This is a genomic window from Paenibacillus alvei DSM 29, from assembly GCF_000293805.1.
Taxonomy (GTDB): Bacteria; Bacillota; Bacilli; order Paenibacillales; family Paenibacillaceae; genus Paenibacillus_B; species Paenibacillus_B alvei.
Genome location: NZ_AMBZ01000004.1, coordinates 568,232 through 583,996 on the forward strand (window position 1 = coordinate 568,232; position 15,765 = coordinate 583,996).

General features: G+C 44.6%; 17 protein-coding genes and 4 tRNA genes. 18 read left to right on the forward strand and 3 right to left on the reverse strand.

Annotated elements, in window-relative coordinates; genetic code table 11:
• Positions 1-135 precede the first annotated feature (135 nt).
• The 13 genes from PAV_RS16310 (at position 136) to PAV_RS16360 (ending at position 10,394) form a co-directional block, all read left to right on the forward strand.
• Positions 136-870 (forward strand): ABC transporter ATP-binding protein, encoded by a 735-nt coding sequence (locus PAV_RS16310; protein ID WP_081505759.1) that lies wholly within the window; start codon positions 136-138, stop codon positions 868-870.
• Positions 833-1,945: an efflux RND transporter periplasmic adaptor subunit gene (locus PAV_RS16315; RefSeq protein WP_005548118.1), complete on the forward strand. Its 1,113-nt coding sequence runs from the start codon at positions 833-835 to the stop codon at positions 1,943-1,945. The genes PAV_RS16310 and PAV_RS16315 overlap by 38 nt, the downstream gene beginning before the upstream one ends.
• Positions 1,945-4,806: an ABC transporter permease gene (locus PAV_RS16320; protein WP_005548121.1), complete on the forward strand. Its 2,862-nt coding sequence runs from the start codon at positions 1,945-1,947 to the stop codon at positions 4,804-4,806. The genes PAV_RS16315 and PAV_RS16320 overlap by 1 nt, the downstream gene beginning before the upstream one ends.
• Before the next feature lie 3 nt (positions 4,807-4,809).
• On the forward strand, positions 4,810-5,682 hold the full coding sequence (locus PAV_RS16325) for an ABC transporter ATP-binding protein (RefSeq protein WP_005548123.1): 873 nt from the start codon (positions 4,810-4,812) through the stop codon (positions 5,680-5,682).
• Positions 5,683-5,730: 48 nt separating this feature from the next.
• Positions 5,731-7,158, forward strand: a complete 1,428-nt coding sequence (locus tag PAV_RS16330) for an ABC transporter substrate-binding protein (protein WP_005548124.1) — start codon at positions 5,731-5,733, stop codon at positions 7,156-7,158.
• 125 nt (positions 7,159-7,283) lie between these two features.
• Positions 7,284-7,448, forward strand: coding sequence for a hypothetical protein (locus tag PAV_RS35320; protein ID WP_167549035.1), 165 nt, complete (start codon positions 7,284-7,286; stop codon positions 7,446-7,448).
• A 111-nt stretch (positions 7,449-7,559) separates the two neighbouring features.
• Positions 7,560-7,636: transfer RNA gene (locus tag PAV_RS16335), tRNA-Met, on the forward strand.
• A gap of 24 nt (positions 7,637-7,660) precedes the next feature.
• Positions 7,661-7,737 (forward strand) — tRNA-Ile (locus tag PAV_RS16340).
• A 711-nt stretch (positions 7,738-8,448) separates the two neighbouring features.
• A tRNA-Leu gene (locus tag PAV_RS16345) sits at positions 8,449-8,537 on the forward strand.
• A 160-nt stretch (positions 8,538-8,697) separates the two neighbouring features.
• A complete protein-coding gene (locus PAV_RS16350; protein ID WP_187698589.1) occupies positions 8,698-9,369 on the forward strand; it encodes a uracil-DNA glycosylase in 672 nt (223 codons plus the stop codon).
• Positions 9,370-9,520: 151 nt separating this feature from the next.
• Positions 9,521-9,596 (forward strand) — tRNA-Val (locus PAV_RS16355).
• A 348-nt stretch (positions 9,597-9,944) separates the two neighbouring features.
• Entirely contained in the window at positions 9,945-10,118 is a 174-nt protein-coding gene (locus tag PAV_RS34720) for a hypothetical protein (RefSeq protein ID WP_005548128.1), read from the forward strand.
• 81 nt (positions 10,119-10,199) lie between these two features.
• Positions 10,200-10,394 carry a hypothetical protein gene (locus PAV_RS16360; protein WP_005548130.1) on the forward strand — a complete coding sequence of 65 codons (195 nt, stop codon included), beginning with the start codon at positions 10,200-10,202 and terminating at the stop codon, positions 10,392-10,394.
• A 98-nt stretch (positions 10,395-10,492) separates the two neighbouring features.
• On the opposite strand, the gene PAV_RS34725 is transcribed toward PAV_RS16360, so the two are convergent.
• Both PAV_RS34725 and PAV_RS16365 read right to left on the reverse strand, forming a co-directional pair.
• Positions 10,493-10,663 (reverse strand): hypothetical protein, encoded by a 171-nt coding sequence (locus PAV_RS34725; protein ID WP_005548133.1) that lies wholly within the window; start codon positions 10,661-10,663, stop codon positions 10,493-10,495.
• Between the two features lie 251 nt (positions 10,664-10,914).
• Positions 10,915-12,069, reverse strand: a complete 1,155-nt coding sequence (locus PAV_RS16365; protein WP_005543483.1) for an IS4 family transposase — start codon at positions 12,067-12,069, stop codon at positions 10,915-10,917.
• A 225-nt stretch (positions 12,070-12,294) separates the two neighbouring features.
• Here PAV_RS16365 and PAV_RS16370 point away from each other — a divergent pair, with 225 nt between their 5' ends.
• Positions 12,295-12,741, forward strand: a complete 447-nt coding sequence (locus PAV_RS16370) for a GNAT family N-acetyltransferase (RefSeq protein ID WP_005548135.1) — start codon at positions 12,295-12,297, stop codon at positions 12,739-12,741.
• 102 nt (positions 12,742-12,843) lie between these two features.
• Entirely contained in the window at positions 12,844-13,077 is a 234-nt protein-coding gene (locus tag PAV_RS16375; RefSeq protein ID WP_005548137.1) for a DUF3892 domain-containing protein, read from the forward strand.
• A 68-nt stretch (positions 13,078-13,145) separates the two neighbouring features.
• Here PAV_RS16375 and PAV_RS16380 read toward each other — a convergent pair whose 3' ends face one another.
• Entirely contained in the window at positions 13,146-13,883 is a 738-nt protein-coding gene (locus PAV_RS16380) for an MBL fold metallo-hydrolase (protein ID WP_005548139.1), read from the reverse strand.
• 146 nt (positions 13,884-14,029) lie between these two features.
• Between PAV_RS16380 and PAV_RS33510 the strand changes: the two genes are divergently transcribed.
• From PAV_RS33510 to PAV_RS16390, 3 genes are all read left to right on the forward strand, one after another.
• Complete coding sequence (locus PAV_RS33510; RefSeq protein WP_372515480.1) at positions 14,030-14,251, forward strand: hypothetical protein; 222 nt, start codon at positions 14,030-14,032, stop codon at positions 14,249-14,251.
• A 136-nt stretch (positions 14,252-14,387) separates the two neighbouring features.
• Positions 14,388-14,933 carry an N-acetylmuramoyl-L-alanine amidase gene (locus tag PAV_RS16385; protein WP_005548141.1) on the forward strand — a complete coding sequence of 182 codons (546 nt, stop codon included), beginning with the start codon at positions 14,388-14,390 and terminating at the stop codon, positions 14,931-14,933.
• Between the two features lie 229 nt (positions 14,934-15,162).
• Positions 15,163-15,750, forward strand: a complete 588-nt coding sequence (locus PAV_RS16390; protein ID WP_005548143.1) for a stalk domain-containing protein — start codon at positions 15,163-15,165, stop codon at positions 15,748-15,750.
• Positions 15,751-15,765 lie beyond the last annotated feature (15 nt).

The window sequence follows — 15,765 nt, forward strand, 5'->3', positions numbered from 1 at the left end:
GTCCGAGAAAGGGGCAGATATAAGGATGAAATGGCTTCGCAAACGGAAGCAGACAGACCAGGTCGAGGCTAATGAGGCAACCCCAGATCTCGAAGTGCATAAGCAGGACGAGAATGTTGCGAATAATGAGGCGAAATACATAGACGACAAAAAACATCTTCTGAATGGCCTGCGCGCGCGGTTCCTGTCGCTGCAGATGAACCTATCCTCGAAGTTCGCGATGTGGAACGATCCTTCCAAGTGGGCAGTCAAAAGCTGCATGTCCTGAAAGGCATAAATATGGAAGTACATCCAGGGCAATTGGTTATGCTGAAGGGTCGATCCGGTTCAGGAAAAACGACCCTGCTTAATATGCTCGGAGGTCTGGATTTGCCTACAAAAGGCGAGATTTACTTCCGAGGAGAGGAGCTCTCTTCTTGGAGCGACAACAAGCGTACCTATACGCGGCGCAATGATATCGGCTTCATATTTCAGGCTTTTGCTTTAATGCCATTGTTATCTGCGTATGAGAATGTGGAACTGTCTCTTCGTATGGCGAACATTCCTCGTCATTTATGGAAGGAACGCGTTCAGCATTGCTTGGAATTGGTTGGTCTTGGAAAACGAATGAAGCACCGCCCGTTCGAAATGTCCGGCGGTGAGCAGCAGCGCGTTGCGATTGCAAAATCGATTGCACATAAGCCGCTGCTGCTGCTCGCGGATGAGCCTACAGCAGAGCTTGATTCACAGATGGGTGCGCAGGTCATGGGAGTATTCCGGCAAATTATACGCTCTGAACAGATCGCAATCTGCATGACAACCCACGATCCTACAATTTTGGAGGTAGCTGATCATGTTTATGAAATGGTCGACGGAAAATTCATCTCGTAATGGTGCAGATAAAAGGAAGAAATGGCGTCGATCGGCGCTAATCCTTATGTGCGGGGTTATGATGCTTACATCCGCATGTTCTTTGCTTCCTGATGAAGAACAGGAAGAGACGCTGCCGACAATTACGCCGCCAGCAATATCGAAAAAGCCAGAATATGAAGTTATGAAGGGTGAATGGATTTCTGATGTCAAGACTACAGGCAAAGTAATGTCGGAACAGGAAGAGACGTTCTTCTTCACCTTGGACAATAAGCCAATTAAGGATGTACTGGTCAAGAACGGAGACAACGTTAAGGCTGGTCAGGTACTGGCAGTGCTTGATGTTGAGGAAATGCAAAGGGATCTGCGTGCAAAGCGGAGAGAACTTCGCAAGCTGGAAGTGAAGATGAAGGAAACGCTACGCCAGAAGGATGAGATGGATCCAATTCAGTACGAAGATGAGCAAAATGCATACGAAGAGGCCCTTGAAAAGATTGCCGAAGTTGAAAACGATATTGCCAAAGGGTCGGTTACAGCTCCATTTGCTGGAACGGTCGTTAATGTCGCTGCGAAGAAAGGGAAAATGACAAAAAAATATGATCCTGTCGCAACCATCGCCAATACATCTCGACTCGTTGTGACTGTGGATGTACCGAAGGATGATTTGAAGAAAATTTCCCCTGGCATGGAGGTTGAATTAAGCATAAATTCGACAGGCAAAATCATAAAAGGAAAGGTTAAGGCGCTGCCTGCTCCTACATCGGACAAGGACAACGGGAATAACAACATTCCTGGCGAAGGCAACATGCCTGAACAGGATCGCATTGATAAATATGTAACCGTGTCGCTATCAGATAAGCTTCCTTCAACAGTGAACCGCGGCTCCATGCTTGGCGCTACTATAATTACGAAAAAACGCAGTAATGTTGTCTATATTCCGCCATCTGCGCTGCGAACACTTGGTGCTAGAACCTATGTACAGGTCGTTGATGAGAATGGTAAGCGCGAGGTTGACGTTGAGATAGGCGAGCAGGATGCTACAAGAGTTGAGATTAAAAAAGGACTTGAGCCTGGACAGAAAGTAGTGGGTCGCTAATGGGCATTCCTTTGTTGCGGTTTCTATACCGGAAAATGTGGAATACTCGCTGGCTGACACTCAGCACATTGCTAGGACTCATTGTGGCTGTATCTTTTACAGTCAGTATTCCCATGTATGCTGATGGCGCGCTGAAGCGGGTCGTATCTAAGACACTTCAGGACAATAGTGAATCCATGCCTGCCGGCTCATTGTCAATCAAATACCAAGCAACAGGCGGAACCAAAACGGATCCAAAGGACTTAAAGGAAGTTGATCGATACATACGTGAGGATGTGAAGGCGCAGGTTGGGTTTCCAGCCCAAATCTTTGTGAACGCGCGTTCACTCCGAGGAACAGAGGTCTATCCCGTTGATCCGAGCAAGGTAGATGCCAGCCGTGTTCGGACGATGACATTAGGCTCTTTGACAGATTTGAACGATCGAGTAGAATGGACACTCGGCAAGGAATATGGAGATGGCGAGCAGAATGGGGCTTTGCAGGTAGTTATGATGGAAGAAGCCATGTATCGCAATGATCTCCATATCGGCGACGAGCTTGAATATCCGGTCAGTGGCACGGATACCGTGTTGAAGGTAAAGCTGGTAGGCACATTCAAGCCGAAGGATGAAGCGAGTGCTTATTGGTTCCAAGGCTTGGAAGGAATGATGAACTCGTTGCTCGTCACACCGGCAACCTTCGATCAATTGATGGAGCAGAAGAAGCTGCCGATTTCCGTATCCAGCTGGTATTATGCGTTCGATTTGCGAGAGGTGAAGACAAGTCAGCTATCTTCACTGAGCTCTATGCTGGATCGCCTTAATATTGATTTGTACCAGAAGTTGAAGGGGACGCAAGTAGAGATTTCCTTCGCAAAAGTATTGAATGAGTTCCGCAGTCAAAGTGTGCAGCTGCAAATGATGCTGTTTACGTTAGCTGCGCCCATGATCGCGATGGTATTCTATTATATTGCGATGAATGCGAGTCAATCCTTGGAGAAGCAGCAGAGCGATATTGCGGTGCTGCGAAGCCGCGGAGCAAGTACGAGGCAAATTATTTGGCTTTATTTATTGGAAGGAATCATTCTGGGATTACTGGCCTTGGCACTGGCCCCGATATTCGGCTGGTTCATGGCGAAGTCAATTGGCTCGGCGAACGGCTTCCTGGAGTTCGTAAATCGGAAGTCCATTCCAGTAGGATTTACTACAGATGCTGTGATTTTCGGTGCAGTAGCAGTAATCATTGCCTTGTTCGCTAGTATTATTCCAGCAGTTGTCTTCGCTCGTTCTTCTATCGTGAATTTGAAGCAGAAGATGGCACGATCAGACCGCAAGCCTGTGTGGCAGCGCTGGTTCCTCGATGTACTGCTGCTGGCCTTGGTTGGGTATGGCTATTACATGCTGAATGAAAGGCAGCTGCTGACATTCCAATCTGGAATAAGCTCTGATCAATTGCAGGTACAGCCGTTCCTCTTCTTTGTACCAGCACTTGCTATTTTTGCATGCGGCCTGTTCTTTTTGCGTCTGTTCCCGCTTATTCTTAAAATCGTACAGTGGGTTGGCGGGAAGCTGCTGCCAGTTCCGCTGTATTTGACGCTGACACAGCTGTCTCGTTCTGCCAAGACGTATTATCCGCTGATGATTCTGCTTATTCTTACACTCGGCTTAGGGGTATATAATGCCTCTGCTGCCCGTACCATCGACATTAACTCGACAGAGCGCACCTTGTATAAGTATGGTACGGATGTCGTTATGCAAACTGTATGGGACTCTGAGCAGGAAATCATTCGGGATAAGAATAATGGCAAAGGGAATAACGGCGGCGGTGGAGGCGGCAACCCAGGGCAAGGCGGTGGCAACCAGCCACCTAAAGCAGGAAAGACCATATATACAGAGCCACCGTTTGAGTTATTCCGAAAAATGCCGGGTGTTGAGGCGGCAGCACGCGTATTGAAAACGAAGGGGAATGTCATTATTTCCGGACGCTCCATCGGTCAAGGTGAAATTATGGGGATCGACAATGTCGACTTCTCCAAAGTTGCTTGGTTCCGCAAGGATTTGTTCCCAACCCATCCGTTCCGTTATTTGGATGCACTCGGAAAATATACGGAATCTGCTGTTATTATACCGAGCAATGTAGCGAAGCAATATCAATTGAAGGAAGGCGACACCATCTCTATCGGATTTGGCGAGCAGATGGTTGAATTCGTAATTGTTGGGGTATTGCCTTATTGGCCAAGTATGTATCCCGATGAGAAGCCGTTCTTTATTGCGAACTTAGATTATATTTATGATCAAGTGCCAATAACACCATACGAAGTTTGGTTGAAAATGAAGGACAAAGCACAGCTAGGGCCAGTTATAACGGAATTGCAGAAGAAGGGCATTGAAATCTTCAGTGTGACGGATGTACGAAGCGAGCTTGCGACTCAGAGCAAGCACCCGACGAGAGGCGGAGTATTTGGCATTCTGAGTATGGGCTTCTTGATTTCCGTCATCATCTCCTTAATTGGATATTTGTTGTTCTGGTTCTTTAACTTGACGAGACGTGTGCTCCAGTTCGGTATTTTACGGGCAATGGGCTTGTCGCGCAGACAGCTGACCGGTATGCTTCTGTTGGAACAGCTATTTACGGCGGGGCTGTCCATCGTGTTCGGTATTTTGCTTGGCAAGCTGGCGAGCCGCTTATTCCTGCCATTCCTGCAAACAGCAGAAAGTTCGAAGATGCAGGTTCCGCCATTCCGGATTGTATTTGAATCACGAGATACGATTCAGCTGTACATCGTCGTTGGCGTGATGATCTTTACTGGCGCGACGCTGTTATTTATGCATATTCGTCGTCTACGCGTCCATCAAGCCGTGAAGATGGGAGAGGAGCGTTAATCGATGATACATTGTGAAGGGCTAGTCAAAATCTTCAAAACAGATGACATTGAAGTAGTTGCACTACAGGGATTGAACTTATCAGTAAAGCAAGGTGAGCTGATGGCGATTATCGGCAACAGCGGCAGTGGTAAATCAACGCTTCTGAACATTCTCGGCGGACTGGATCGTCCATCTGCCGGATCCGTTCAGGTTGGCAAGTGGGATTTGCTCAAAATAACAGATAAAGAGCTTGTCGAGTATAAGCGGGACACAGTTGGATTTATCTGGCAGAACAATGCTCGCAACCTGCTGCCTTACCTTACTGCACTGGAAAATGTAGAAGTGCCAATGATGCTGGCTGGCAAAATGGATCGCAAATATGCGAAGGAACTGCTGGAATGGGTTGGCCTCAGTCATCGAATGAATAATAAGCTTCATCAGTTGTCCGGCGGCGAGCAGCAGCGTGTTGCAATTGCGATATCGCTTGCGAACCGTCCGCAGATGCTGCTTGCTGACGAACCAACCGGATCTGTGGATACGCAGACCTCGGATATGATCATGAATATTTTCCGGCGGATGAGCACGGAATTAGGAGTCACAGTCGTAATCGTTACCCATGACCTATCGCTTGCGGGGAAGGTGGATCGTGTTGTTGCGATACGTGATGGCTTAACCAGCACAGAATTCATCAAGCGTAATCCGAATTTGGCCGCTGGAGGTGAGGAAGGATTCGGGCTTCAGGATCACCATGAGGCCTATGTGGTAGTCGATCGTGTCGGCCGATTGCAAGTGCCGAAGGAGTATTTGGAAGCTCTCGATATTCATGACAAAGCATCGATGGAATTAGACGGAGATAAAATTATTATCCGCACACCTAAGGAATTGGAGGAGTAACCAGATGAAAAAAACTGGGTACGTAAATTATTAACGGTTACATTGGCAATGACGATGATTATTCCAATGTTGGCTGCATGTACGAATAAGGATGAGGTTGTACCAGGACAAGAGCGAGTATTGCGTATTGGCATGCAGTACGGCGGATATGATGATACCTATTTCCGTCAGCAATGGACCGATACATTTGAGATTACACATAAAGGAATCCGCATTGAGCTTGTTCCAGCCATTGACGGATCGGATATGCGGTATGATAACTCAGGCGATCCGAAGAAACAGCCTGACCGCTATGAAGCCATGAAGAAGCTGTTAAATTCCGCTAACCCGGTTGATATTGTTGTGACGGATTCATTCCAGTTCCGCAAGCTTGTTGAAGAAGGAATGCTGAAGCAGCTCGATCCTCTCGTACAGAAAGATAAAATTGATTTGTCCGATTTTGTTCCGACGGTAATCGACGGACTGAAGACGATGGGAGACAACAATTTATATGGTCTTTCACCTACTTTCTCATCCAGCGCGCTGTTCTTCAACAAAAAAATGTTCAGTGATGCAGGCATTGCTCCTCCAACTGATAATATGACATGGGATCAAGTGTTTACACTTGCTGCTAACCTTTCGAAGGGCGATGGAGCAGATCGGAAATACGGCTTCAGCTTCAACCGTTACAACGGATCTGACGTGTTCGACGACATGTTGAACTACTATGTATCCCCACTTAATCTCCGTATGTTCGATGACAAGGGAGAGAAGATGACGGTAAATACACCGCAGTGGGAGAAAGTATGGACAACGGTGAGTGATCTGGCCATCAAAAAAACCATTCCAACGGGCAACAGCAATAATGAAATGACAGGTCAAGCACCAGAGAATGAAAATCCATTCAGCCACGATAACTTCTTGTCAGGCAAGGTTGCAATGGCTATTAGCGATTACAATTACATTAATACCGAATTGGCTGATGCCATGAAGAATGCAGATAAAATCAAAGGCTTCAAGAAGTTTGATTGGGATGTCGTGACGCTGCCTTCACATCCCGAAGCTCCAGGCGTATCTGGCGGCTCGCAGTTATATAATATTTTTTCTATCAACCAAAAAGCAGCCAACCCAGATGATGCATGGGAATTTATCAAATTCATTAATAGTGAAGACTGGGCGAAGCTTCGTTCCCGCAGCAGTTGGGAAATGGTGTCCCGTCAGCAATACATCAAGCCAAAGGACGGTACGAATATAAATATTAGCGCATTCTATAAAACGAAGCCGGTACCTCCAACAAAGACAGATATGGATAAGCTCATGGGAGACGGAAACTTGTGGCAGATTAATCAAATTGCCTCTGAACTGATGAAGCAAGTGATTGATAAGAAGAAATCTGTATCTGAAGCCTTGAAGGAATGGGAGACGAAAGGAAATCAGCTTCTCCTCCAGGCGAAGAACGGTGGAGGAACCCCTCCTGGCAACGTATATCACGATTAAGAGAGCAGGATAAAGGAAGAATCGGCATATTCCAGTCAATGGGAGATCGCCGATTCTTTTTTGTATAAATGGGAATAGTAGAAGAGACAAAAGTGTGTTGAAAGTTGGAACAAAGGGGTGTTCATGTGCATTGGGTATATTGGGGCAAATTGTTTGATTCTAAGTTTCAAGCGCGCTGCATGCAGCAGCGTCTCGAACATGATGCATGGATTTATGGCTATGATGTATTGAAAGAGATTGAAGTATTTCGATCGAGAAGAGGGAAGTATGGGGTAAGGTTTCTTCGCTGACCATCATGTATAATAATTTTAATCTTTTTTATTTTCCTCTTGACTGAACACGTGCACCTATTGTATAGTAATACTTGTCGCTGCTGAAGAAGTTCAGTTGTCGCAACATATCGCGGGGTGGAGCAGTCTGGTAGCTCGTCGGGCTCATAACCCGAAGGTCGTAGGTTCAAATCCTGCCCCCGCAACCAAACTTCATGAAATTGCAATGGTGAGGGCCCTTAGCTCAGTTGGTTAGAGCGGTCGGCTCATAACCGATTGGTCGGGGGTTCGAGTCCCTCAGGGCCCACCAATTATAATTTCATACATAGTAGTACTAAGACGCATCTTTCATCATAATGATTAAGCAATTGCTTAACAGAAATGAGATAGGTGTTTTTTATTTGCAGAGAGATAAGCATAAGAAATGAAGATGCCTGTCAGCAGGGGATCTGCGGGCAGACTTCTGCTTGATTACGCTGTTCATCTTTGGTCAGTGCGTCGTAGGCGTCCAGAACTTTTTAGAGCGAAGCTTTTTCTTTTTTGGTAATTGTATATATGGTAATCATAATAATAATGCTTGCTCTCATGCCGGATAATTGATGCAATGATGGAACTAATCATTTGGATGTCCATATCTGAAGGATAGGCATCTGCTCATTCCTAGATCCGAGTATGATTATTATCTTGGATAATCTCATCGCTGACAGGTATAATCGTCGTTTCACAGCCCATAATTCCCCTGGATGCTAAATGTTCCGTTATACTATACAAGCGAAAGATTCCTATGAAATTAATGGGTAGCGTAAGATATGAACACGATTGCTGTTGAAAAAATAATGAAGTTGCTATTGCTCATTTGCGAACATTTACATCGTTAAATTTATTGTTGACATCATAACAAGGCGTATGATATATTATATCTTGTCGGTTGCGATATATAACAATCTGAATCGGAAGTAGAAGAGCAGCTTGTGAAGCGCAATGACCGCATATTTGAACCACATTGCGATGTGGAAAATGTGCCGGGGTGGCGGAATTGGCAGACGCACAGGACTTAAAATCCTGCGATGGGTGACCATCGTACGGGTTCGACCCCCGTCCTCGGCACCACGTATTGATGATTAGAACTCCTTTCCTGTTCAGACCTTGAACAAGTAAGGAGTTTTTTGCTTTATATTCTTATGTTTTCACATATGCCGCATGCTAAGAGTTTCAAATGCTAAACTATCATAAACAACTTGGTACAAACTTGGGAGGGAATACATTGGGGATGCATGTACAGAATGATTGGGCAGCGTTGCTGCATGATGAAGTAAGAAAGCCCTATTTTAAGCAGCTATGGGGCTGGCTTCGCCAAGAATACGAGCGTGCCGTCATTTATCCGCCATATGATCTCATATTTTCAGCGTTGAATGCCACTTCCTATGAAAATACGAAGATCGTTATCGTGGGCCAAGATCCTTATCATGGGCCAGGACAGGCACATGGATTAAGCTTCTCTGTTCAACCAGGGGTTAAGCTGCCGCCATCTCTACAAAATATGTTCAAAGAAGGAGCTGACGATGTAGGCCTGACAATTCCGAACAACGGAAGCTTGCTTCATTGGGCGAATCAGGGCATACTGATGCTGAACACAGTGCTGACTGTAGCGCAAGGACAAGCAGCCTCGCACCGCGGCAAGGGGTGGGAGAAATTCACGGATCGTATTATTGAGCTGTTGAATGAAAGAGAGCGCCCAATCATATTCGTGCTGTGGGGAAGTCATGCTCAAGCGAAAACGAGTATGATTGATCAGTCGAAGCATTATATTGTACAAGCTCCGCATCCAAGTCCACTCTCAGCGCACCGAGGCTTCTTTGGAAGCAAGCCATATTCGAAGATTAATAATAAGCTGCGTGAATGGGGCGAACAGGAAATCGACTGGCAAATACCTAATATATAAATGAAGATAGGCAGATATGTGAACTGCTGTCATGCCAGCACAAGAGGCATATGAATGAGGGGGGTTCACATGTCCGCCGTTGAAGTGAAAAATGATCTAACTCAATTGACATGGTAATATATTGATGTTATATTAAGATTGTTGTTGACATGATCTGTTAGCTCAGCTGGGAGAGCACCATCTTGACAGGGTGGGGGTCAGTGGTTCGAGCCCACTACAGATCACCATACAATTTTAATCCACCCCCTTGGAAGCAAGGGGGTTTATTTTGTTTGCGAAGTGAAACAATACGCTTTTCTCTCAAACATAATCCTGTAATAAGATTTGCTAAAATAGAGCGAATTGGTAAAAAATCGCTGCGGCATTGTTATTTCAGGATTGCCTTAGTGGTTATCAGTTTGTGTCAGTATGTAGACTTCTCTCGAAGTTATCAAGCAACCATCATTCGTAAGTAATGATAGTTGCTTTTTTATTGTCTGTTCGTGTTATCGAGAACTAAAGTAACAGAGAAGTTCATATAGTGAAGGTATAACTGATATTCCAAGTTAATAATGAGGACAAGCGGAGGGTTGAAAATGGGAGCTGAACTATTTGTATGGCTGACAGCGGTATTTGGTTTGGTTGCTGTTGTTTGCTGGTTTTTGTCTCGTCTGCTCATATTTGATAGTACGAGGCATGATGAGCAATTCGTATGGCTGCGCTCAGTTGAAGAAGACGGCAGCAATGGAAATGAAATCATAAACCGATGAATTGAAATGTTTAAGGAGATAACTTTACGGTGAAAATAGGGGCTATACGTAAAGTTATGAGATGTAAGCGGGGGATTCATCATGCGAAGACCATGGGCCTTATTGGGCGTGGTAATGTTGACAGGGGTCATCATTGGCGTCTTGCTTATTGGGGTAAGGTTGAGCGTGGTCGATGCAAGTCGCTCTAACCCTCTGCTAGAGCCTACAGAGAGGACGATTCCTATCTATGAGGATGTGTATGGCAAGCCGATTATGGAGGAAGTGTATGATCCTTAAAGTGTAGCCATACATAAGGTTGTAACTGACAGCCCCGGTTTCCGAATCTATAAGATTCGACCGGGGCTGCTTCTGTTCATAGCATATAGTATAATTCTTTATGAGTCAGAGCTTGTTGTGGAATGATTGGATTGCTTTTGTGCGTCGTCCATAGGATCGTATGCATCCCATTTGCGTGCATAGGCCTTCTTCGTCACGTAGAGCAGTAAGAGAACCATGCCGATAACCATGATGACAACAGCGATGACAGTAGCAATAATCGGATCCATCTTGTACCTCCTTACCAATGTAAGCGTATCCGTTACTGCAACTATACATGAAAATGATTTTTTTGTATAATATCAATAGCGTTGCATAAAAGAATCCCACTGCAAATATTAAAGGAAAGATATTGTTGCAGATAAAATAATTTACAGTTTTCTTGCTTTCATATAAGCCAAAAAGTTAAGGGTTCTATGAAAGCAAGTAGCCGCGCCCATTTGGTAATATCTATCATTTCAAGGAACTATTTTCCTGAATCTTAGGTCTTTACGACTTTCTGCCGACCTTTGGAAGTGCGAGCAGGCTTCCGAAAAACAGCTTCTCTGAACGTTTCCCAGGGCTGATACAGCATTGAGATAAGTAGTCGATGTAGATCTAATAAGCTCTTCGTTGTACCAAGCTCCATTTTCATCAAGAGCTGAAGGCTATATGCGATCAAACAAATGAGGATCTGATTCCATACCGCGTTCTCTTGCTCTCCATAGAAACGCGTCAGCTTCAGATGCTGTTTAACCCAACGGAAGAATGTTTCTATCTTCCAACGATTGCGATACAGCTCACTGATCTCTTCTGCTGTTAAATCAAAGCGATTGCTAATGATGCGGATCAGCTTACCCTTTAAATCGGTCGTTTCTACAAGTCGCAATGCCTCTTCCATCTGTTTCTTTCCTTTACCGATTCGAACCATTTGATCCCGATGGATCAAGGAGTTTTCGGCTACTGGAAATTCGGAGAGCGTCTCCACGACCGCGTTGTTCTTCAAACGAGTTACGAAAAAAATGCCTTCCCTGCAGTAATGATCATACTTCTTGTAATCGACATAGCCGCGATCGAACACATAGGTGGCTCCGGTTTCATCAATAAGAGCATCCATTTGAGTACGATCCGCAGGCTTCGCAGGTGTAAGCACTGCCTTTTCTGGATAAACCGTGTCCGGATCGCAAAAGGTTACTCGCAAATGAAGTTTGACACCGGATTTTGTTTTTCGGTACGTTGCCCATTTGTATTTACTTAAACATAGGCTCATCGTCGTGGAATCTAGCAATTTTACTGTGCCGATTCGCCCTGAAGCAGGACGGCTGTGCTCGCTGATTTTCAAGACCAGATCCGCAAATATGCTTTGCAAAACCTCACTGGAAAGCTTGTTGTTTTTCCTTGATAGCTGTGAGGTGCTTATGGACGTAATTCCAAGTTCTTTCTGGAACGCTTCGTTACACTGCAATTCAGTAACGATAGTTCGTAAACAGTCTCGCTGCTGCAGCTGTGCATCCATAAAGATCAAGAGATAGGCCAGTGAATGCAGCTTTTTAACGTACTTATCTTCGCCGGTTTTATCCGTCCAATCTGAAATGATTTGTGCATTTAGTGGTGCGACCCATTTACCAAATGATGAAAGTAGTGTATCCTTGTCCATGTACGATCTCCTATGATTAGGGATTTGGACAGGACTACCTGCTCCCCTAATTATGGAGATTTTTTCTTTGAATGGACGTCGATAATTTAACATTTTTAGTACAATTTAGAATTTGTAATTAGGTCTGAAATTTAATGCAACGCTATTGGTATAATATAAATTCGTTTGCAGTAGCTCAGAGACTATACATTTGCTGCTGCACATTTCATTCGGAGGTGAGCGGGAGTGGCTGCAGAAATCATTGAAGTTAGGACGCAGGAGCAATTGGATGAATGTATTTCTATACGTAAAGAGGTATTCGTGGCTGAGCAACATGTACCTGAAGAAGAAGAATGTGACGAATACGACATCTTGGGAGCTCCAGCCTTTCACGTTCTGCTGATGTCGGATGGGCAGTATGCTGCGACAGGACGTGTGAAGCTTTTGGATGAATTCACTGCTAAAATGCAACGCATTGCAGTAAGAAAGCCGTTTCGCGGAAAAGGAATTGGACGAGTCTTAATGGTGGGCTTGGAACAAATCGCACGAAAACACGGTGTTGAGAAATGTGTATTGGACGGTCAATGCCAAGCGGAAGGGTTTTATTACTCTTTGGGCTATGAAACGGTATCAGAGGAGCCATTCTTAGATGCAGGCATTCCTCATGTCCGGATGGAGAAAAAGCTGTTATAGATGGTGTAGGTTGAATTCGGCTCATCATTTTGAGTTTTTTGGATATCCTACCTATAATCGCATCTGAAGGTAGTTTGATGCCCGTAGATAGGAGGATGTTCAATGTCACAACGCGAATCATTTGTAGCTGTTCAAAAAAATGGAGATGGCGATTTGACGGCGTTCCAAACGAGCGCAGGTCGGATATTGAATTATGAGCAAGCTCTCCAAGCCGTTCAAAATGGAGAAATTGCAGGTGTGAATGCATTTAAGGGAAGGGACGGCGGCACTTATATTCGTGGAGATGCCGACGGCGACCCTAGTAACAATTTGGATAATTTGCCGTCCTTCGAATAACAAGCACGTTATGTAAAAGAGCACTTTCAGCACCTAAATAGGTCGCTGTAAAGTGCTCTTTTGGCATTTTACTCGATTGTATACAGTAGGTGCTGATTCACAAATGACATAGCACCAGTTTTCCCCTCGTATTCGGGTCGATCATCCCCATAATGCATTAGGGAAATGCGGCTTTGCATTGATTCAGGCAGCGTCAAGAGCTCGGTCAGCGTCGTATGTACTTCCCCCTTGCCTGTTAATTGGCAATCGTGATAGATAGTGGTTACTCCGCGTGATTCAACCAATTTATATAGCAGCTCAGGCTGGAACTGCATATCAGCACTATAGAAGAAGGTATGATTGAACAGCAGGGAATAACTATGTTTGCCTTCGATATGTGGAGTTTCAATCAGTTCAACAATGAGACCATCAGCAATCTTATATGGCTGCTGAGGCTCAATTGCATATACGTCGAATACGTCCTCCAAGCATGTTATTCCTTCTTGGGTTAGTCCTCCACGTAATGTATGTTCCCACAATACAGTCACGAGCGGTGCAGCAATAAACAAGCTAGGCTTGCGACCATATTTGAATTTCATTTGGAAGGCGAATTCCTCTAATCCTCCAACATGATCAGCATGAATGTGAGAAATGAGAATACCATCGATGTCGGAGAACGATTTGTTCAGTTGGTGAAGCGCCATTGGTGCAGTAAATCCACAGTCGATGAGCAGTGTGAATTCATCTGCGTAGAGTAATCCGTTGTTATTAAAGTATGATTTGGCAAATGCACTGCCTGTCCCTAACATTTGAATGCGAAGGTTCATATTTATCCTCCTATTGGCTGACAAGGCTTAAATTACGCCTATACTGTACCATGACTGGGATAAATGCACAAGCAAGGGTGTGAAATCCTGCATAACATGCAATAATCAGCGTTCAGTTGGTAAGTAGCAAGTCACGTGAATTGCACATGAAGCGGGTGATCGGCATGACGAAGGGTAAAGGCAAAAAGAAGACGACAGTGCAGTTGGGCCAAGAAGAGTACACGATGAAATTAGTAACCTCAGATCGGTGTGAAGTATGCAAAACCCCGTGTGCACGTGGTATGGAATACATTGAGCGAATGTCTCAGTCAGGTGCAGTTGGCAGTGGTGTTCCTTGTGTGTTAACTCGCTCCCAAATAAGCGGTTAGTTGTTCGTTTACAGGAAGTCATGTGCCGGGAGTTGTGCTGTGTAGGTTCGGAAAAATCATTTCCCGGGTCATAATGGCTCTAAAGTTATGCGGCTGGCCTATATTCGTACCTGTTGAACAAATAGGAGGTATTGCGATGCAGCTGAATATTGTATGGAGAGGGAATGAGTATACCAATTCAAGTGATCGCAAGGGTGAAATTCCCCAGATTATTGTGAATCATATTTCTGCCCAGAGCATATCTCGTCTGGATGCTTGGTATACATGTCCGGATAACAAAATATCTTCCGCTCATTTTATCGTCTCCAAAAACGGTTTAATTTACCAATATGTAGGTTTAGAACGCATGGCATTCTCCCAAGGACTAGAAGGAGAGCGAATAGCGCTTGCTCCTGCCTATATTGTACGTGATAAAGGAATCAATCCCAATTTATATGCAGTATCAATTGAACATGAGGGGATGAACGGGCTTCTTACCGAGGAGCAATATTTGGCAAGCCTTAATCTGCATCGATATATTCAGCAATATGTCATGGAGCAATGGGGACATTGGATTCCATTAGATTATGAACATGTATTGGGACATTTTCAGATAGACGGAAGAAGAAAAGCCAACTGTCCAGGCCCAAACTTTCCTTGGAGGCGGTTATATGAGGATATGCGGCATGACGGGCAGGCTTGAGGATTTCGGCTGAAATCACCAATAATGAGCTTAGGAGAATGCGTATCATTTATTGTTCGACAAGAAAGGGCATGTAAAGCAAAGATCAAGGTTAGGGACAATACAACTGGTTCTATAAGGCATTCATACATTGCTGCTGCAAAGAAGGAAAGGTTATTTACGAAGCCAGCGCAACTCTGCTGTATGATTGGAGTATAACTTTACAACAAAGCAATTTGGGGGTAACGAGATGAAAGGCAAGAGACTTGCAGCTTTCGTACTGCTTGGTTCCATTGTAGGCGGAGCTTATGCATCGGCACAAACAGATATTACGCAAGCCGCTTCAGCGGCTGAGAAAATTGATGTTGTTCTAAATGGAAATTCCGTGAGTGAAGGCGGGTATATGATAGATGGACGTGCTTATTTGTCTGTCCGTCAACTATCAGAAGCGCTTCAGGCATTCATATTCTGGGATGATGCAAATAAGAAGGTAGTCATAGATAAGCCTAATGTGGATTTGATGCTGTTTAAAGACAATAAGACATTTGGCAAAATTGAAACCGGAAAAAATTCCTTTAAGGTATTTGTCCAAATTGATAGTCTGCAATCGGCAGTCGATAAGATTAAAATTACGATAACGGATCCCAAAGGGAAAACAACGATGATTCAGGAAGCGGACGTTCCAAACAAAGAAGATAACTTTTGGTTCACTACCGATGAACATAAGTATGACTTTAAGGCGAAGGGCGATTACATGATCTCCTGCTATTTAAGACAAAAGAATGGTGATTTTACACTTATATCTCAGAAAAAGCTGCCAGCCGTTTTGCCAAACTAAGGCTGAAAGCTTCTG